We start from the raw sequence: 18,717 nt of genomic DNA, 5'->3' as shown, positions 1-18,717 counted from the left end.
AACGTCTTATCCGGCATTGCGCTATGCCGCCGGCCCCGTGCCTTCCGCGCGGGCGGCTTTCTTCAGGGCTTTAATTTCCTGACGACGCATACGGAAAAAATCACTGAGCAGCGTCGCACATTCATCGCGCAGCACCCCTTCAATAATGTCGACCCGGTGATTCATTCCCGGATGGTGCAGCACATCAATTAGCGATCCGGCCGCGCCGGTTTTTGCATCGCGCGCGCCAAAGACAACGCGTCCAATGCGGCTATGCACCATAGCGCCTGCGCACATCACACAGGGTTCCAGCGTGACATACAGCGTGGCATCCAGTAACCGGTAATTCTGCAATACCAGACCGCCCTGACGCAGCGCCATTATTTCAGCATGCGCAGTAGGATCGTGGCGGCCAATGGGCCGATTCCAGCCTTCGCCAATGACGCGATGGTTATGCACCAATACCGCGCCAACCGGGACCTCTCGTTCGTCCCAGGCGCGTTTCGCCAGCGTCAGCGCATGGCGCATCCAGTATTCGTGATCTAATTCGACATCAGACAAAGAGGTAACTCCGGTAATGAAAGCGGGCGGCATTATACACAGACGCTATGCTTTTCACTATTCGAGCTGCTGTAACTCGCCGTGCGGCGTCACCCGCCAGCGATGCTGGCAAAAATAAAGCAGCGGGTTATCCTGTTTGCTGTCGCTGTAGCCGCTATAAAGACGCAGCGGCGTACCGATTTTACGTTCCAGTTGCGCGACTTTTTCATGGCCCAGACAGCGCACGGTCAATACCCAGCCGCCATACCGTCGCGCCATCTGGCTGGCGATGAGGTTAACGCGCGGCAGCCACGGCGTATCAAAATAGACTTGCTCTACCAATGATTGCGGAGAACCGGTAATAAGCCAGATATCCGCGTCAGAGCTCAATAGATAGGTGGTCAGACGCTCCTGTACAACCGGAAACGCCGTGACGTTAGCGCGAAACCAACGGACAAAATCCGCCTGATGCGCCTGCAAACGCGTTTCTCTATGGCCAAAAGTACAGCCCCACAACAACAGACTCATCGGCCAGCGGGCCGCACGCCCTTTTACCAGTAAACCAATACCGATAATGGGCAACAGCGGCAGTACGAGCAGCGCATTTAACGGCTGACGGCGCAGCAAATAACGCAGAAAACTGCCGAACATATCCTGTTGATGTAACGTTCCATCCAAATCAAAAAAGACGACACGACGCTCGTGGCTGACCAAACCTTACTCCTCTGGATCGTTGAACCCCAGCAGCCAGGTAAAAATAAACCCGGCAATTACCGCTATTAAATAGCCTAACAGATAGAACAGGACTTTTCCGGCAACAATTGTTAATGCCAGAGGTAAACCGGAAATGCCAAAGGTAATTACCGTCGCCACTTTCCAGTAACTGATCAACGCCCCACCTACCGCGCCGCCAAGGCAAGCGCCAATAAATGGCTTACCCAATGGAAGCGTGACGCCAAAAATCAGCGGCTCGCCAATCCCCAGCAGTCCGACCGGAAGCGCGCCTTTAATCACCTTTTTGAGTCGCGCATTGCGGGTTTTCATCAGTACGGCAATGGCCGCGCCTATCTGACCAACGCCCGCCATCGCCAGGATAGGAAACAACGCGTTATAGCCGTGCGCTTGCACCAGCTCCACATGAATAGGCACCAGCCCCTGATGCAATCCGGTCAGTACCAACGGCAGGAAGGTTCCGGCTAACACCGCGCCCACCAGAAAACCCCCGCTTACGATTGCCCAGGACGCGCCGTGAGCGATAGCGTCTGAAATCCAGCCGCCAAGCGGTTGCAGCGCGACAATCGCTACCGCACCGGTGATAATAGTCGTCAATAAAGGGTTAAGAATTAACTCCAGCGACCCCGGCAACAGCTTACGGAACTGGCGCTCAATCCAGCACATTAACGCCACCACCAGCAGGACGGCAATGACGCCGCCCCGTCCCGGCTGAAGCGCCTCGCCAAAGAGCGTAATCTGCGCCAATTGCGGGCTGGAAAGTATCCCCGCCATCACGCCGCCTAACGCCTGCGATCCGCCAAAGACTTTTGCGGTATTGACGCCAACCAGAATGTTCATGATAGCGAACACCGCGCTACCAAATATCCCCATCAGGCCCAGCAGGTTAGGGTAATGGACGGCAACATCGCCAACAATATCCGGACGTTTAAGAATGTTGATAATGCCGGTAATCAAGCCGGATGCGATAAAGGCGGGGATAAGCGGAATAAAAACATTCGCCAGCTTACGCAACGCATCGCTCATCGGCGCTTTATACTTCGCTTTCGCCTCGGACTTGGTACGCGCCATAGCGTCTATACCCGGTTTTACACCGCCTGCGGCAATCTGCACGCGCATCGCATCGACCACCTGCGCAGCCTTCCCCGGTCCAACGATCAGCTGATGTTGCTCCCCTTGCTTTACGTATCCACTGACGCCAGGCAACGCTTTTAAGCGTGGAATATCCAGTTGGCTATCATCCTGTACCTCCACTCTGACTCGCGTCATACAGTTTTCCAGGCGCAGAATATTTTGCTCTCCGCCTATACCACGTAAAATATCGCTGGCGAGCGCTGCCGTCTTATCCATACACACCTCTTTAGTGTTCTAACGCCGCTCTTAAAAAGCCCTGATGAACGGCGAGTTTTCCCCTGGCGGCCTCGGCATCCAGTCCCGTAAGCGCCATCAGAATGGCGGGCTTAACCTCAAAATCGGTCTGTTTCAACAATGTTTCCGCCTCCTCACGACCTATCCCGGTCACTTCAACGACCATCCGACATGCGCGATCGACCAGTTTGACATTGGTGGCTTTCATATCCACCATCAGGTTTTGATAGACCTTGCCGAACTTCACCATCGCGCCGGTAGAAATCATATTGAGCACCATTTTCTGCGCGGTGCCGGATTTCAGCCGCGTAGAGCCGGTAAGCGCTTCGGGCCCGACAACTGGCGAAATAGCGATATCAGCCTCCCGCGCAACAGGCGAATCTGGATTACAGGAGACGGCCACGGTAGTACAACCGGACTGTCGCGCATAGCGCAGACCGCCAATCACATAGGGTGTACGACCCGACGCCGCAAGCCCCACCACCAGATCTTGTTCTTGCAGATTTAGCGCGACAAGATCGTCTTCGCCTGCCTGTTGGCTGTCTTCCGCGCCTTCGACTGCTTTCAGCAACGCGCCCGGCCCGCCGGCAATCAGCCCGACGACCAGACCGTGCGGAACGCCAAACGTCGGGGGGCATTCTGAGGCATCCAGTACGCCAAGCCGACCGCTGGTGCCCGCGCCCATGTATATGATACGTCCGCCAGACTTCAGCGCCGCCGCTGCGGCATCCACCGCACGTGCAACGTCAGGCAGAGTGGCTTTTACTGCTTCTGCTACCAGCGTATCCTGTTCATTAAAACGCTTAACTAGTTCAGGGGTAGGCAACGCATCCAGATCCATCGTTTGCGGGTTACGGGTTTCAGACACTAACGTACCAAGATTCATTTTTTTCCCTCTGGAATTTTTAATTCATAATAAGCGCCCATAATGGAATAGAATATTCCCCCAGACGAGTGAAATTTTGTTTTGTCGTCGCCATCACGTTTTCGCAGGAGCCGCCCATGAACTGTTTGATTCGTATTCGCCAGCGTTATCCGGATCTCGCGCAAAGCGACAAGAAACTGGCAGATTATCTCCTCGCACAACCGGATACGGCGCGGCATCTGAGCTCGCAGCAACTGGCGGCCGAAGCGGGCGTCAGCCAGTCCAGCGTAGTCAAGTTCGCGCAAAAACTGGGGTTTAAAGGGTTTCCGGCGTTGAAACTGGCTATCAGCGAAGCGTTAGCCAGCAATCCTAATCCGCATTCCGTTCCCGTTCATAACCAGATTCGCGGCGACGATCCGATGCGCCTGGTCGGAGAAAAATTAATTAAGGAGAATGTGGCGGCGATGCACGCCACGCTGGACGTTAACAGCGAAGAAAAACTGTTAGAAAGCGTCGTGATGCTGCGCCACGCCCGACGTATTGTGATCACCGGGATTGGCGCCTCTGGACTGGTGGCGCAAAATTTTGCCTGGAAGCTACTGAAGATTGGCGTTAACGCGGTGGTTGAGCGCGATATGCACGCACTGCTGGCGACGGTGCAGGCAATGGCGCCGGAGGATCTGCTGCTGGCGATCTCTCATTCCGGGGAGCGGCGAGAGCTGAACCTGGCGGCGGACGAAACATTACGCACAGGCGCGAAGATCCTGGCCATTACCGGTTTTTCTCCCAACGCCTTGCAACAGCGCGCCACCCGCTGCCTGTATACGATTGCTGAAGAGCAGGCGACGCGTAGCGCCGCTATCTCCTCGACACATGCGCAAATGATGTTGACCGACTTACTGTTTATGGCGCTGGTACAGCAGGATTTAGAGCGGACACCGGAGCGTATTCGCCATAGCGAGGCGCTGGTAAAAAAACTGGTTTGAGTAAAGAATGCGCGTATAATGCCCGCCCGGTTTGTGATGTTTTGAGAGTTTCCTGATGGCCCTGTTAATCACCAAAAAATGTATCAATTGCGATATGTGCGAGCCCGAATGCCCGAATGAGGCGATTTCAATGGGCGACAGCATTTACGAGATTAACAGCGACAAATGCACCGAGTGTGTAGGTCATTACGAAACGCCAACCTGCCAGAAAGTCTGCCCGATCCCCAATACGATTTTGCAAGATCCCGCCCATGTCGAAACCGAAGAGCAGTTGTGGGATAAGTTTGTCCTGATGCATCATGCAGATAAACTCCAGGCCGAATAAGGCGTTTACGGCGCAACAATGCCTGATGGCGCTACGCTTATCAGGCCGACAAAATATCGGCACGTAGGTCGGATAAGGCGCTTACGCCGCCATCTGGCAACACAAAACAACCCTGCCCGGCAAATCTAACTTTCCAGAATGACCGTAGCGCAGGCGTAATGGCGCTCATCGGCCAGCGTGACATGCATATGCGCCACACCAAGTTTTTCCGCCAGCGTTAACGCCTCTCCCCACAGCCGCAGACGTGGTTTTCCCAACTCATCGTTAAACACTTCGAACTGATTAAACGCCAGACCGTTGCGGATACCGGTGCCAAAAGCTTTCGCTGCCGCCTCTTTGACCGCAAAACGCTTGGCGAGAAAACGCACCGGCTGCTGATGCGTCTCCCAAATAGCCCACTCGTTGTCGCTGAGCACACGCCTTGCCAGACGTTCGCCGGAGCGGGAGATCACTGCCTCAATGCGGGCAATCTCTACAATGTCCGTTCCCAGGCCAAGAATCGCCATTAGCTGCGCGCTTCCAGCATCAAACGTTTCATTTCAGCCACCGCCTCTTTCAGACCCGTCATCACCGCCCGACCAATAATGGCATGACCGATATTGAGTTCGTGCATTTCCGGCAGCGCGGCAATAGCTTTGACGTTATGGTAGGTCAGGCCATGACCCGCATTCACTTTTAGCCCCAGGCGGGCCGCCAGGGTCGCGGCGCTGGCAATACGCGCCAGCTCTTTTGCCTGTTTCGCATCGGTTTCTGCGTTAGCATAGCAACCGGTATGGATTTCGATAAACGGCGCGCCCACTTCCGCCGCCGCATTGATTTGCGCTTCATCAGCATCAATAAAGAGCGAAACCTGGATGCCAGCGGCCGCCAGACGCGCACAGGCATCGCGCATTTTATCGCGCTGTCCGGCCACATCCAGGCCGCCTTCGGTGGTGACTTCCTGGCGTTTTTCCGGCACCAGACAACAGAAATACGGCCTGGTTTCTACGGCGATCGCCAGCATCTCTTCGGTCACCGCCATCTCCAGATTCATGCGCGTATGCAGCGTCTGACGCAGAATGCGCACATCGCGGTCAGTAATGTGGCGACGATCTTCACGCAGGTGTACGGTAATGCCGTCCGCGCCTGCCTGTTCAGCAATAAACGCCGCCTGTACCGGGTCCGGATAGTCGGTGCCGCGCGCGTTACGTAACGTGGCGATGTGGTCAATATTAACGCCTAAGAGTAATTCAGCCATGACAATCCTCGTTAATCTTTCTTCGTTTTTACTGTGCGTTTGGGCATAAATTGCCGGAACAGCTCCCGGCTTTTTAACGGTTTTCCCCCAAGATACGGCTTTAACGCCATACGGGTAAAGCGTTTCGCGGCACGCAGAGTATCTACATCCGGAAATTCCCGCGCCTCCAGTGCTTTCAGGTGCCGTCCGGTAAAGGTGTTGTTATCAATGACGACGCTGGCGATAAACCCCTTTTCTTCGCGATAGCGGTAGGTCATGGTGTCATCCACCCGCTCGTCGCTCCCCGCACAGTGGGTGAAATTGACGCCATAACCCAGATGTCCCAGCAACGCCAGTTCAAAACGTCGCAACGCCGGTTCAGGCGAGCCAGTGGTTCCCGCCAGCGCCTGAATACAGTTCAGATAATCAAAAAAAAGTTCGGAGAAGCGCGTTTCATATTCCAGTACGCGAGAGAGGAGTTCGTTGATATACAGGCCGCTATAGAGCGTAATACCGCTTAACGGCAGCGCCAGAGAAACCGCCTCGGCGCTGCGCAGGGTTTTCACCTCGCCGCGTCCGCTGTAGCGTAGCAATAACGGCGTAAAAGGCTGCAACGCGCCTTTCAGATTGGAACGTTTAGATCGCGCGCCTTTGGCGACAAGGCGCACGCGCCCCGATTCTTCCGTGAAGACGTCCAGCATCAGGCTGGTTTCGCTCCAGGGGCGACTGTGCAGAACAAATGCGCGCTGCCACCCTTCCACGCAGTGTTAACTCACAGATCGTCTACGTAACCGAGACTGCGCAGAGCGCGTTCGTCGTCGGCCCAGCCGGATTTCACTTTCACCCACAGTTCCAGGTGTACCGGCGCTTCGAACATCTCCTGCATGTCTTTACGCGCTTCAATACCAATGGTTTTGATTTTGGCGCCTTTGTTGCCAATCACCATCTTCTTCTGCCCTTCACGCTCGACGAGGATCAGCCCATTGATATCATAGCCGCCGCGTTCGTTGGTAACAAAACGCTCAATCTCAACGGTAACGGAATACGGCAGCTCGGCGCCGAGAAAACGCATCAGCTTTTCACGGATGATTTCAGACGCCATAAAGCGCTGAGAGCGATCGGTGATGTAATCTTCCGGGAAGTGGTGAATAGCTTCCGGTAAATGTTTACGCACGATACCGGCAATGGTATCGACGTTCATACCAGTTTCAGCAGAGATCGGCACGATATCAAGAAAGTTCATCTGGCTTCCCAGGAACTGGAGGTGCGGCAGCAAATCGGCTTTTTCCTGCACGTTATCCACCTTGTTAACGGCGAGAATAACCGGCGCTTTGCCGTCGCGCAGTTTGTTCAGGACCATCTCGTCGTCCGGAGTCCAACGGGTGCCTTCCACAACGAAAATCACCAGCTCAACGTCGCCAATCGAACTGCTCGCCGCCTTATTCATCAAACGGTTAATGGCGCGCTTTTCTTCCATATGCAGCCCCGGGGTATCGACATAGATTGCCTGATACGGGCCTTCGGTATGAATACCGACAATGCGGTGACGCGTGGTCTGCGCTTTACGGGAAGTGATCGAAATCTTCTGCCCAAGCAGTTTGTTCAGCAAAGTGGATTTGCCAACGTTTGGACGTCCGACGATGGCAATAAATCCGCAGTAAGTTTTGTCGGTGCTCATTCCAACTCCAGTTTTTTCAGCGCCTGTTCGGCGGCAGCCTGCTCCGCCTTACGACGGCTGGAACCCGTGCCAACCACCGGTTCACTCAGGCCGCTGACCTGGCAGTGGATAGTAAATTCCTGATCGTGCGCCTCGCCGCGTACCTGCACAACCAGGTAAGATGGCAGCGGCAGATGGCGACCCTGCAAATACTCCTGCAAGCGCGTTTTCGGATCTTTTTGTTTATCGCCCGGGCTTATCTCATCCAGACGGGTTTTATACCAGTTAAGGATTAACTGCTCGACGGTCTGGATATTGCTATCGAGAAATACTCCGCCGATTAACGCTTCAACGGTGTCCGCCAGAATAGACTCACGGCGGAATCCACCGCTTTTTAATTCGCCCGGCCCTAAACGCAGGCACTCGCCTAAATCAAATTCACGGGCTAATTCCGCCAGCGTATTACCACGCACCAACGTGGCGCGCATACGGCTCATATCTCCCTCATCCACCCGTGGAAAACGGTGATAAAGCGCGTTAGCGATAACGAAGCTCAAGATTGAGTCGCCTAAAAACTCCAGACGTTCGTTATGTTTACTGCTGGCGCTGCGGTGAGTTAATGCCTGCTGCAACAGCTCCTGATGATTAAAAGTGTAGCCCAGCTTCCGTTGAAGCCGATTAATTACGATGGGGTTCATGCGATACCAATAAATGAATGCGTCAACAATCCAGCACACGAAACAGACCTGATACACGTCATCTGCCCTGCCGCATCGCTGCAGCGGAAAGAGGGTTGTCTATAACCAACGCTGTTTCGTGTGCCGTGGCGGCCAAACGGCGCCAACCTAAAACTTCGGAGGAATATTCTATACACAACGACAGGGGATGTCGTTAGTCTGAGGGAATTTATCCAGGAAATAATTCACGCTGCCGCTAAAAAGACGACAGCGTGAACGATCATTTCGCCACAGTTAGTGAATACCGCCGATACGACTCAGGCGTACGCCTGTCGGCCACTCCCCTTCCTGCTTGTCAAAACTCATCCAGATAGCAACCGCTTTACCGACCAGATTCGCTTCCGGAACAAATCCCCAGTAACGGCTATCCGCGCTGTTATCGCGGTTATCGCCCATCATGAAATATTGTCCCGGCGGTACAACCCAGGTCGCCAGCGGTTGTCCTGGCTGTTGGTAATACATGCCCAACTGATCCTGGGCTATCGGCACCATCAGGATGCGGTGCGTCACATCGCCCAGCGTCTCTTTACGTTCGGTCAGACGAATGCCGTTTTCTTTCGTCTCGTTTAGCGGAACCTCAAAGAAACCGCTGGTCGCTTCTCCGCCGTTACGGCGGGCAAAGGTCTGTACAAAATCGCTCGGCTCAACGTTAGAGTAGGTAACCGGCAGCGCATTTTCGCACGCCTGACCGGAGCTACAGCCAGGCTGAATCGTCACCTCTTTCGCAACCGGATCATAAGTGATTTTATCGCCCGGCAAACCGACTGCGCGTTTGATGTAATCTAACTTAGGATCTTCCGGATATTTAAATACCACAATATCCCCGCGCTTTGGATGACCGGTTTCAATCAGGGTTTTCTGGTAGATCGGATCTTTAATGCCATAGGCAAATTTTTCCACCAGAATAAAATCGCCGATAAGCAATGTCGGCATCATCGAACCTGACGGAATCTGAAAGGGTTCATAAAGAAATGAACGAACGATCAGCACAATTGCCAGAACCGGGAAAACCGATGCCCCTGTCTCCAGCCAGCCCGGCTTAGGCGCCACTTTATTGAGCGTAGCGTTATCCAGCGCATCTCCCGACGCCGTTTGCGCGGCAGCCTGACGCGCCCGACGTTTTGGCGCGAAAACAAACTTATCAACGCACCATAAAATGCCCGTCACCAGTGTGGCTATCACCAGAATCAGGGCAAACATGTTCGCCATGCCAACTCCTTAGGGATTATTTATTGTCTTTACCGACATGCAGAATGGCGAGGAACGCTTCCTGAGGTAGCTCGACATTACCGATCTGCTTCATGCGTTTCTTACCTTCTTTCTGTTTCTGCAGCAGTTTTTTCTTACGACTGATATCGCCGCCGTAGCACTTCGCCAGCACGTTTTTACGTAACTGTTTTACCGTCGAACGGGCAATAATATGCGTACCAATCGCCGCCTGTATCGCGATATCAAACTGCTGGCGCGGAATCAAATCTTTCATCTTCTCCACCAGCTCGCGACCGCGGCTTTGCGAGTTATCGCGGTGCGTGATCAGCGCCAGAGCATCGACACGCTCGTTGTTGATTAACACATCAACACGCACCATGTCGGAAGCCTGGAAGCGCTTGAAGTTATAATCCAGAGACGCATAGCCGCGCGACGTTGATTTCAGGCGATCAAAGAAGTCGAGCACCACTTCTGCCATCGGAATTTCATAGGTCAACGCCACCTGGTTACCGTGGTACACCATGTTAGTTTGTACGCCGCGTTTCTCAATACACAGCGTAATAACGTTACCTAAATAGGCTTGTGGTAACAGCATATGACACTCGGCGATAGGCTCGCGCAGTTCATAAATGTTATTCAACGGCGGCAGCTTGGAGGGGCTATCAACATAGATAGTCTCTTTCGCCGTCGTTTCTACTTCATAAACCACGGTCGGCGCAGTGGTGATCAGATCCAGATCGTATTCGCGTTCCAGACGCTCCTGAATGATCTCCATGTGCAGCAGACCGAGGAAACCGCAGCGGAAGCCGAAGCCCAGCGCGGTAGAGCTTTCCGGCTCGTAGAACAGGGAGGCGTCGTTCAGGCTCAGCTTGCCGAGCGCGTCGCGGAAACTTTCATAGTCGTCGGAGCTGACCGGGAACAAACCTGCGTAGACCTGCGGTTTCACCTTCTTAAAGCCTGGCAACGCTTTTTCCGCTGGGTTACGCGCTGAGGTTAAGGTATCGCCAACCGGCGCGCCGAGGATATCTTTAATGGCACAGACCAGCCAGCCTACTTCGCCGCACTTCAGCTCGGTACGATCAACCTGTTTCGGCGTGAAGATCCCCAGGCGATCAGCGTTGTAGGTCTGCCCGGTGCTCATCACTTTAATTTTGTCGCCCTTACGCATCGTGCCATTTTTAATACGCACCAGCGATACCACGCCCAGGTAGTTATCGAACCAGGAGTCAATAATCAGCGCCTGCAGCGGGCCGTCCGGATCGCCTTGCGGCGGCGGGATATCGCGCACCAGGCGTTCCAGAACATCCGTCACGCCGACACCCGTTTTGGCGGAGCAGCGTACCGCGTCCGTCGCATCGATACCGACAATGTCTTCAATTTCTTCCGCCACACGCTCCGGATCGGCAGCCGGCAGGTCAATCTTGTTAAGCACCGGCACCACTTCAAGATCCATTTCCATCGCGGTGTAGCAGTTCGCCAACGTTTGCGCTTCTACGCCCTGGCCAGCATCCACCACCAGCAGCGCGCCCTCGCAGGCTGCCAACGAACGGGAAACTTCATAGGAAAAGTCAACGTGTCCCGGCGTGTCGATAAAGTTCAGTTGATAAGTTTCACCATCAGACGCTTTAAAATCCAGCGTCACACTCTGGGCTTTAATAGTAATACCGCGCTCACGCTCAAGATCCATCGAATCAAGTACCTGAGCTTCCATTTCACGGTCAGACAGGCCACCGCAGATCTGGATAATACGGTCAGACAGCGTCGATTTACCGTGGTCAATGTGAGCAATGATCGAAAAGTTACGTATGTTCTTCATAGAGATAAATTATTATGCCTTACGCCTGGTTGACCAGACTTTAGAGGTCGCTGTTCTGAGCTTAACGTCTGTTTTAACTGAAACGCCGCATTCTACACTACAACGCTAAGGCGAGGAAATGTTCATAGTGTAAGGAGAGCGGGAACTGGAAAACGCCTCGCTTTTTTCCTGTAAAACACCGCAACGCAGGAAAAGCTCATGCTTATCGGGACAACAACCCAACGCGGCAGGTGTACCGTTGGGCAAAACGTTTACTGGCGCGTTTCGATTGAGGTGGTTTCGACACGAACAAGGTCAGGCGGGAGGGCTACGCTTAAAATCACCGGCTGCCAGGCGTCGCGCTCGGCCAGTTTTCGGGAATAGCCACGGGCAACCAGAAAACCGCCCACGCCGCCCAGCACGGCCCCGCTTAATGCGGCAAGGTCAGATCCAAACAGCACCTGAAAAAGCGCCGCACAGAAAAATAGCCCCGCTAAAGGCGACATATAGACCAGCAGCGCCGACCCTAACAGGCTTTTTTCGGCAATGCCCAGCTCGACTTTCTGCCCCGGCGCCAGCGGCTCCGAGCTTGGCACAACAATTTTATGCGTGGTTTGCGGCCCTAATTTATTCAGTACGCGACTGCCGCATCCCGCACGGGAGGCGCAGTTGCTGCACGACGCTTTAACGTCGCAGCTCACCACCGCCTGACCATTCTGCCAGGAGACAACGGTTGCCCACTCTTTGATCATTGTACTGCCCTGAACTTGATACTGTCGGCAATGCGCTTCGCCGTTTGCGGCGGAAGCTCGCCGACAATGGTGATTTCCGCGTTGTCGCGAACGCTGCTATAAACCGTTCGGCGTCCGGTACGCAGCATCTGATCGCTGCTGTTTTGCGTCGCCCGGTTCACATTGACGGAAAAGCTAAACAGACCGTCAGAATAAAGCCGCGATTCGATAGGCAGGTTATCCATCGTCGGCAACGGACGACGGCTACTGGAGACTTCGCTAAAGCCTTGCGGCACCCAGGATGGACTCCAGTTAAACTTCGTTTTTTCGCCACCGGGAACAGAAAGCAGCGGCGGAAGATTCGCCTTCGCCAGCGCCTGCATAGTGCTGCCGATATCCTGGCTCACCGTGAACGCAATAACGCGGAACTGCTCCAGCGTCTCGCCATCGCGATCCAGCAGATCAACGCGCATCGGCAGTTTGGTGTCCATGTCCATCCAGACGATATAGCTGTAACGCGTACCATCGCGCGCCACAACGCGGATAACTTCGCACAATCTGTCTGCGATACGGGTGCGTCCTACGGAAATAAAGTCGTAGTAAGGCGCCAGACGCTTGAAGTCGGTGTAAATCAGGGAAGGCAGAGAATCGACAATATAATCACCGTTCAGGGTGAACGGCTCAAGGCCCGGTTCAAAATAACTGATTTCATTACCACGCTGTACGACCTCCCGGCGGGGACCGTCCAACTGTAACAATTGCGCAAGCGGGCGACTATCCAGGCGTGCGTGTCGATAACGCAGAGATTCAACGCCTTGTTTCGTGATGCTGACGAATGACAGCTCGTAATTCAGTGACTGGCTGGCGATGTTCATCTGCTGCAATAACGCCCCGGACGCAGGGTCGGCCGAGGCGTTTACTGAGAAGAACAGGCTAGCCGCCACAAGGGACATGGCAAACCAAAGTTGCTTCATTACTGCGATTGCGTTCCTAAAGTTTGGATTCCTGGCACCTGTACCGCGGCTTGCTGGGTTTGCGCCTGCTCAAACTGAAGCTGTTCGGAGTGCAGTCGGCGTTGCAGTTCATAGTCCTGCAACATGGCATTAATGCGACGACGCTGCTCCTGTACCTGCTGTTGCTGACTGCCGACAGGCGCTGCTTCAGAAGGCACTCCCAGACTTACCGGGCTGGCTTTCCCCATCATAGGCAGGGTATTGAAAACCGGCGTTTCAGGTTGCTGGGATGTTTCAGATTGCCCATTATAGTGCTGGACGCCAACGATAACTGCAAGTGAAACGCACGCCGCCACTCCCATTTGGGTAAGCTGCGCCGCCCACGGACGCACTTTTTTCCAGAACGGCATTTTCTGCCATTGCTGCGGAGCGGGTTGGGCCTCAGGGATTAATGGCGACACCTGACGTACTGGCTCGTTTTCAATAGCGGCCATCACGCGAGCGGATATATCGAAATGGAGAACGTCAGGCGTATCCCCCCGCATTGAATCGCGGATCAGGTGATAACTCTCCCATGTTTTCTGCATTTCCGGGTCGTGCGTAAGCGCTTTGAGCAGCTCACTGTCCAACGTTTCGCCATCCATCAAAGCGGAAAGTTTTTCTTTCTGCATGCCTAATACCTTTTCCAGTATCCCGCTATCGTCAACGCCTGATAAGCGGTTGAACTTTATTATCAATAGCTTCCCGCGCCCGGAAGATACGTGAACGCACCGTCCCCACCGGACAATCCATGATAGCCGCTATCTCTTCATAGCTCAGGCCATCCAGCTCCCGTAAGGTGATTGCCATACGTAAATCTTCCGGGAGGGACTCAATAGTTCGGAAAACTATCTGTCTCAGTTCTTCTGACAACATTAAGTTCTCAGGGTTCGAAATTTCTTTCAGCGCGCCGCCGCTTTCAAAGTTTTCTGCGTCAATCGCGTCTACATCACTGGAAGGCGGACGACGCCCCTGAGCAACCAGGTAGTTCTTCGCGGTATTGACCGCAATGCGATACAACCAGGTATAAAAAGCGCTATCTCCCCGGAAAGAATCCAGCGCGCGATAGGCCTTAATAAATGATTCCTGTACGACATCGGGAACGTCGCCCGATGGCACATAGCGGGAAACCAGACTCGCCACTTTATGCTGGTAGCGCACTACCAGTAAGTTAAAGGCTTTCTGATCTCCCTTCTGGACCCGTTCAACCAGGACCTGGTCCGTTAACTGCTCGCTCATCCGAGGTAATGTCTCCCCAAACCAAATTTCCACGCGCTTTCGAAACGCCACTCCATAAGCCGCACTATGAGCAAGCAACAGGTTAGAGTGTCTATGTTTCGTAAAGTTCCGTTACGCATTTGTTTTTGTTTGTCATGTTGTAGACAGGTCTTATCTTCCATTATAAGTCTACAGATACTGAACAACGCACTATCTGTACAGAAATGCCTATTTCGTCGTTTGCAGAGTAACCTAACAGCATCTTTATTTCACTACAAAATCTGATGCTAACATCCTGCCCTACAAAATATTTTTTGCCGTTTATCTCTCGCCGTATTTTTATTTTATGTTTAATAAGCACAACATCAGCGAAATCATAACGTGCTTTTTAGCGCCATATAGTGCTAATCTACCGCAATAATGTTTAGTAAATTAAACAAAGGCCATAATGACAACTCCTGAACTGTCCTGTGATGTGTTAATTATCGGCAGCGGCGCGGCCGGACTCTCGCTGGCGCTGCGTCTGGCTGAAAAACATAAGGTTATCGTCCTGAGTAAAGGGCCGGTGAGCGAGGGCTCCACGTTTTATGCGCAGGGCGGTATTGCCGCCGTGTTTGATGAAACCGACAGTATTGCGTCGCATGTCGAAGATACGCTGATTGCCGGCGCCGGAATTTGCGATCGCCACGCGGTGGAGTTTGTCGCCAGCAACGCCCGCGCCTGCGTGCAGTGGCTTATCGATCAGGGCGTCCTGTTTGATACGCATGTCCAGCCAAACGGCAAGGAGAGCTATCATCTCACGCGTGAAGGCGGCCACAGTCATCGCCGTATCCTTCATGCCGCCGACGCTACCGGAAAGGAAGTCGAAACCACGCTGGTCAGTCGGGCGCAAAATCATCCTCATATTCAGGTGCTGGAACGCAGCAATGCCGTTGATTTAATTATCTCCGATAAAATTGGTCTGCCGGGGCCTCGCCGGGTCGTCGGCGCCTGGCTCTGGAATCGCAATAAAGAGTGGGTTGAAACCTGTCATGCTAAGTCGGTGGTGCTGGCGACCGGCGGCGCCTCAAAGGTTTATCAATACACCACTAACCCGGATATTTCCTCCGGCGACGGTATCGCGATGGCCTGGCGCGCGGGTTGCCGGGTCGCTAATCTGGAATTTAACCAGTTTCATCCGACCGCCCTTTATCATCCGCAGGCGCGTAATTTTCTCCTTACCGAAGCGCTGCGCGGCGAAGGCGCATACCTTAAACGTCCGGACGGTTCGCGGTTTATGCCGGACATTGACGAACGCGGCGAACTGGCGCCGCGCGATATTGTCGCCCGCGCTATTGACCATGAGATGAAACGACTCGGCGCAGACTGTATGTTTCTCGATATCAGCCACAAGCCTGAAGATTTTGTCCGCCAGCACTTCCCGATGATCTATGAGAAACTGTTCGATTTGGGGATGGATTTAACCAAAGAACCGATTCCCGTCGTTCCTGCCGCGCACTATACCTGCGGCGGCGTGGTCGTCGATGACTATGGTCGTACCGATGTAGACGGTTTATATGCCATTGGCGAAGTCAGTTACACCGGTCTGCACGGCGCTAACCGTATGGCGTCCAACTCGTTGCTGGAATGCTTAGTTTACGGCTGGTCCGCGGCAATGGATATCGACAGGCGAATGCCTTACGCCCACGGCGTTGATGTTCTTCCCGCCTGGGATGAAAGCCGCGTGGAGAACGCCGATGAACGGGTGGTGATTCAGCATAACTGGCATGAGCTGCGTCTGCTGATGTGGGACTATGTGGGTATTGTGCGCACGACGAAACGGCTGGAGCGTGCCCTACGGCGTATTACCATGTTGCAACAAGAGATTGACGAGTATTACGCCAACTTTCGCGTCTCGAATAATTTACTGGAACTGCGTAATCTGGTGCAGGTGGCCGAATTGATTGTGCGTTGCGCGATGATGCGTAAAGAGAGCCGGGGACTGCACTTTACGCTGGATTATCCGCACCAACTGGCTGAATCCGGCCCATCGATCCTTTCGCCGTTAACGTCTCACATAAACAGATAAAATGCCTGGGTCAACGCCGTATAACTTTCAGAATAATGCTGGTCTGACCCGCGAATCACTAATCTGTCGCTAAAGTACTCCCCGGCTTGCGGGGAGAATGCGAGCAGAACCCGGTGCGGCAAGCGCGCTTCGTTTTCCGCAACGTCAGTACGTAACCGCAAATGCCATCCCATGTTGAGCGCTTGCTGCGTAAAAACGTTGCCTATTTGTTCCGGCAATACGACGCAAAAAAAGCCGTCTTCGGTAATACAATCCGCTGCAATAGCCAATAACGTCTGGTGATCCAGCGTAGCGGTGTAACGCGCCTGCTCCCGCTGCGGCGTAGCGCATTCCACGCCGGGTTCGTAATAAGGCGGATTGCTGAGAATAAGATCAAAGCGTACCGTCTGACGAGGTGCCCAACGCTGAATATTGTCAGTATGCACCGTTATTCGATGCGACCAGGGAGAGTGAGCAACGTTTTCCTGTGCTTGCCTGGCAGCCCCGGCATCCAGCTCCACGGCGTCAATAGGCACATTGTCATCCGTCCGCTGCGCCAGCATTAACGCCAGCAGACCGCTTCCAGTACCGATATCCAGAATTCGCTTTACATCCGCGACCGGCGCCCACGCCCCGAGTAAAATACCGTCAGTTCCCACTTTCATCGCACACTGATCATGTGCAACAAAAAACTGTTTAAACGTAAATCCGTTACGACGAAGAACGGAGCCAGACTGAGACATGTAAAAACAACCTTGCGAAAAACGGCGACAGCGCCGGGTGAAAACAATACCTGAGAAGGGATATCCATACAAACAGATGAAGATTGCGGCCGTAACGTCTATAATCAGCGCCCCACACAGAGGTAGAACATGACTGTAACGACTTTTTCCGAACTTGAACTCGACGAAAGCCTGCTGGATGCCCTCCAGGATAAAGGTTTCACTCGCCCGACCGCCATTCAGGCTGCCGCCATTCCGCCTGCGCTCGATGGCCGTGATGTACTCGGTTCTGCGCCGACAGGCACCGGTAAAACGGCGGCATACCTGCTGCCGGCGTTGCAGCACCTGCTCGACTTTCCGCGTAAAAAATCAGGGCCGCCGCGCATTCTGATCCTGACGCCAACCCGCGAACTGGCAATGCAGGTTGCCGATCACGCTCGTGAACTGGCTAAGCATACTCATCTGGATATCGCCACGATTACCGGCGGCGTAGCCTATATGAACCATGCTGAAGTGTTTAGCGAAAACCAGGATATCGTGGTCGCCACGACGGGCCGTCTGCTGCAATATATAAAAGAAGAGAACTTCGACTGCCGGGCGGTTGAAACACTGATCCTTGACGAAGCTGACCGGATGCTGGACATGGGCTTCGCTCAGGATATTGAACATATCGCCGGCGAAACCCGTTGGCGTAAACAGACGATGCTGTTCTCCGCCACGCTGGAAGGCGATGCGATTAAAGATTTTGCCGAACGCCTGCTGGAAGATCCGGTTGAAGTTTCCGCCAATCCGTCAACCCGCGAGCGTAAGAAAATTCACCAGTGGTACTACCGTGCCGACAATTTCGAACATAAAGTTGCTCTGTTGAAGCACCTGCTAAAACAAGACGATGCAACCCGTTCTATCGTGTTTGTGCGTAAACGTGAACGCGTCCATGAACTGGCCGAAACGCTGCGTCTGTCAGGGCTCAACAATTGCTATCTTGAAGGCGAGATGGCGCAGATCAAACGTAACGAAGGTATTAAGCGTCTCACCGACGGTCGCGTTAACGTGCTGGTCGCAACCGACGTCGCTGCACGCGGGATTGATATTCCTGACGTAAGCCACGTCATTAACTTCGACATGCCGCGCAGTGGTGATACCTATCTGCATCGTATTGGTCGTACAGGCCGTGCTGGCCGCAAAGGCACGGCAATCTCGCTGGTAGAAGCCCACGACCATCTGTTGCTGCTGAAAATAGGTCGTTACATCGAAGAGCCGCTAAAAGCGCGCGTCATTGATGAACTTCGCCCGACCACGCGCGCCCCCAGCGAAAAGTTGACCGGCAAACCGTCGAAAAAAGTGCTGGCGAAACGCGCCGAGAAGAAAAAAGAGAAAGAAAAAGAGAAGCCGCGCGTGAAGAAACGTCACCGCGATACAAAAAATATCGGTAAGCGCCGCAAGCCAAGCGGTACGCAAATGCAGGAGCAATCCAGCGAAGAGTGATGATGATGCCGGGCTCTACCCGGCATTTTTTTCCCGATGAATCGACGTAAAAAAACGGAAGACGTATAAACGCCTTCCGTTTGTTATACCTCAAGCCGGTGTAATTCGTGAAT

21 protein-coding genes are annotated in these 18,717 nt (G+C 53.7%); 4 read left to right on the top strand and 17 right to left on the bottom strand.

Going from position 1 to position 18,717, the window contains the following annotated elements:
• Nucleotides 1-21: 21 nt before the first annotated feature.
• From tadA to murQ, 4 genes are read right to left on the bottom strand one after another with little or no spacing between them, the layout of a single operon-like run.
• Nucleotides 22-573 carry a tRNA adenosine(34) deaminase TadA gene (tadA, locus tag ACE15A_RS05450; RefSeq protein WP_023246008.1) on the bottom strand — a complete coding sequence of 184 codons (552 nt, stop codon included), beginning with the start codon at nt 571-573 and terminating at the stop codon, nt 22-24.
• 24 nt (nt 574-597) lie between these two features.
• Entirely contained in the window at nt 598-1,233 is a 636-nt protein-coding gene (gene yfhb, locus ACE15A_RS05445) for a phosphatidylglycerophosphatase C (RefSeq protein WP_053510789.1), read from the bottom strand.
• Between the two features lie 3 nt (nt 1,234-1,236).
• Nucleotides 1,237-2,601 (bottom strand): PTS transporter subunit EIIC, encoded by a 1,365-nt coding sequence (locus ACE15A_RS05440; RefSeq protein ID WP_053510791.1) that lies wholly within the window; start codon nt 2,599-2,601, stop codon nt 1,237-1,239.
• Nucleotides 2,602-2,611: 10 nt separating this feature from the next.
• Nucleotides 2,612-3,505: an N-acetylmuramic acid 6-phosphate etherase gene (gene murQ / locus ACE15A_RS05435; RefSeq protein WP_023246010.1), complete on the bottom strand. Its 894-nt coding sequence runs from the start codon at nt 3,503-3,505 to the stop codon at nt 2,612-2,614.
• 116 nt (nt 3,506-3,621) lie between these two features.
• Between murQ and ACE15A_RS05430 the strand changes: the two genes are divergently transcribed.
• Nucleotides 3,622-4,470, top strand: coding sequence for a MurR/RpiR family transcriptional regulator (locus ACE15A_RS05430; protein WP_053510792.1), 849 nt, complete (start codon nt 3,622-3,624; stop codon nt 4,468-4,470).
• Nucleotides 4,471-4,525: 55 nt separating this feature from the next.
• Nucleotides 4,526-4,795 (top strand): YfhL family 4Fe-4S dicluster ferredoxin, encoded by a 270-nt coding sequence (locus ACE15A_RS05425; RefSeq protein ID WP_023246012.1) that lies wholly within the window; start codon nt 4,526-4,528, stop codon nt 4,793-4,795.
• Between the two features lie 125 nt (nt 4,796-4,920).
• Here the strand turns inward: ACE15A_RS05425 and acpS are convergent, their stop codons facing one another.
• From acpS to rseD, 12 genes are all read right to left on the bottom strand, one after another.
• Nucleotides 4,921-5,301, bottom strand: a complete 381-nt coding sequence (gene acpS / locus ACE15A_RS05420; RefSeq protein WP_000986043.1) for a holo-ACP synthase — start codon at nt 5,299-5,301, stop codon at nt 4,921-4,923.
• Nucleotides 5,301-6,032 carry a pyridoxine 5'-phosphate synthase gene (gene pdxJ / locus ACE15A_RS05415; protein WP_053510793.1) on the bottom strand — a complete coding sequence of 244 codons (732 nt, stop codon included), beginning with the start codon at nt 6,030-6,032 and terminating at the stop codon, nt 5,301-5,303. The genes acpS and pdxJ overlap by 1 nt, the downstream gene beginning before the upstream one ends.
• 11 nt (nt 6,033-6,043) lie before the next feature.
• Nucleotides 6,044-6,772 carry a DNA repair protein RecO gene (gene recO / locus ACE15A_RS05410; RefSeq protein WP_053510795.1) on the bottom strand — a complete coding sequence of 243 codons (729 nt, stop codon included), beginning with the start codon at nt 6,770-6,772 and terminating at the stop codon, nt 6,044-6,046.
• An 11-nt stretch (nt 6,773-6,783) separates the two neighbouring features.
• Nucleotides 6,784-7,689 (bottom strand): GTPase Era, encoded by a 906-nt coding sequence (era, locus tag ACE15A_RS05405; RefSeq protein WP_023246015.1) that lies wholly within the window; start codon nt 7,687-7,689, stop codon nt 6,784-6,786.
• The gene (rnc, locus tag ACE15A_RS05400; RefSeq protein WP_001068341.1) at nt 7,686-8,366 is read right to left on the bottom strand and encodes a ribonuclease III; all 681 of its coding nucleotides are present in this window, start codon (nt 8,364-8,366) and stop codon (nt 7,686-7,688) included. The genes era and rnc overlap by 4 nt, the downstream gene beginning before the upstream one ends.
• A gap of 273 nt (nt 8,367-8,639) precedes the next feature.
• On the bottom strand, nt 8,640-9,614 hold the full coding sequence (lepB, locus tag ACE15A_RS05395; protein ID WP_000002559.1) for a signal peptidase I: 975 nt from the start codon (nt 9,612-9,614) through the stop codon (nt 8,640-8,642).
• Nucleotides 9,615-9,630: 16 nt separating this feature from the next.
• Nucleotides 9,631-11,430, bottom strand: coding sequence for a translation elongation factor 4 (lepA, locus tag ACE15A_RS05390; protein ID WP_000790156.1), 1,800 nt, complete (start codon nt 11,428-11,430; stop codon nt 9,631-9,633).
• Between the two features lie 251 nt (nt 11,431-11,681).
• Nucleotides 11,682-12,161: a SoxR-reducing system protein RseC gene (gene rseC, locus ACE15A_RS05385; RefSeq protein WP_053510797.1), complete on the bottom strand. Its 480-nt coding sequence runs from the start codon at nt 12,159-12,161 to the stop codon at nt 11,682-11,684.
• Nucleotides 12,158-13,114 (bottom strand): sigma-E factor regulatory protein RseB, encoded by a 957-nt coding sequence (gene rseB, locus ACE15A_RS05380; protein ID WP_023179692.1) that lies wholly within the window; start codon nt 13,112-13,114, stop codon nt 12,158-12,160. The genes rseC and rseB overlap by 4 nt, the downstream gene beginning before the upstream one ends.
• Nucleotides 13,114-13,764, bottom strand: a complete 651-nt coding sequence (rseA, locus tag ACE15A_RS05375; RefSeq protein ID WP_001168374.1) for an anti-sigma-E factor RseA — start codon at nt 13,762-13,764, stop codon at nt 13,114-13,116. Before rseA ends, rseB begins: the two co-directional genes overlap by 1 nt.
• Before the next feature lie 31 nt (nt 13,765-13,795).
• Nucleotides 13,796-14,371 carry an RNA polymerase sigma factor RpoE gene (gene rpoE, locus ACE15A_RS05370; protein WP_006176728.1) on the bottom strand — a complete coding sequence of 192 codons (576 nt, stop codon included), beginning with the start codon at nt 14,369-14,371 and terminating at the stop codon, nt 13,796-13,798.
• Complete coding sequence (rseD, locus tag ACE15A_RS05365; protein ID WP_014344135.1) at nt 14,368-14,532, bottom strand: rpoE leader peptide RseD; 165 nt, start codon at nt 14,530-14,532, stop codon at nt 14,368-14,370. The genes rpoE and rseD overlap by 4 nt, the downstream gene beginning before the upstream one ends.
• A 263-nt stretch (nt 14,533-14,795) precedes the next feature.
• Between rseD and nadB the strand changes: the two genes are divergently transcribed.
• Entirely contained in the window at nt 14,796-16,418 is a 1,623-nt protein-coding gene (gene nadB / locus ACE15A_RS05360; RefSeq protein ID WP_053510798.1) for an L-aspartate oxidase, read from the top strand.
• On the opposite strand, the gene trmN is transcribed toward nadB, so the two are convergent.
• Complete coding sequence (gene trmN, locus ACE15A_RS05355; RefSeq protein WP_053510800.1) at nt 16,403-17,140, bottom strand: tRNA(1)(Val) (adenine(37)-N(6))-methyltransferase TrmN; 738 nt, start codon at nt 17,138-17,140, stop codon at nt 16,403-16,405. The two genes, nadB and trmN, sit on opposite strands and share 16 nt — an antisense overlap.
• 129 nt (nt 17,141-17,269) lie before the next feature.
• On the opposite strand from trmN, the gene srmB reads away from it, so the two are divergent.
• A complete protein-coding gene (gene srmB / locus ACE15A_RS05350) occupies nt 17,270-18,604 on the top strand; it encodes an ATP-dependent RNA helicase SrmB (RefSeq protein WP_053510806.1) in 1,335 nt (444 codons plus the stop codon).
• Nucleotides 18,605-18,717 lie beyond the last annotated feature (113 nt).

Source organism: Salmonella sp. HY31 (assembly GCF_042604575.1).
In the GTDB taxonomy this organism is placed as follows: domain Bacteria; phylum Pseudomonadota; class Gammaproteobacteria; order Enterobacterales; family Enterobacteriaceae; genus Salmonella; species Salmonella diarizonae.
Note: the sequence above shows the minus strand (reverse complement) of the source record. Positions and strands in the feature narration are given on the sequence as shown.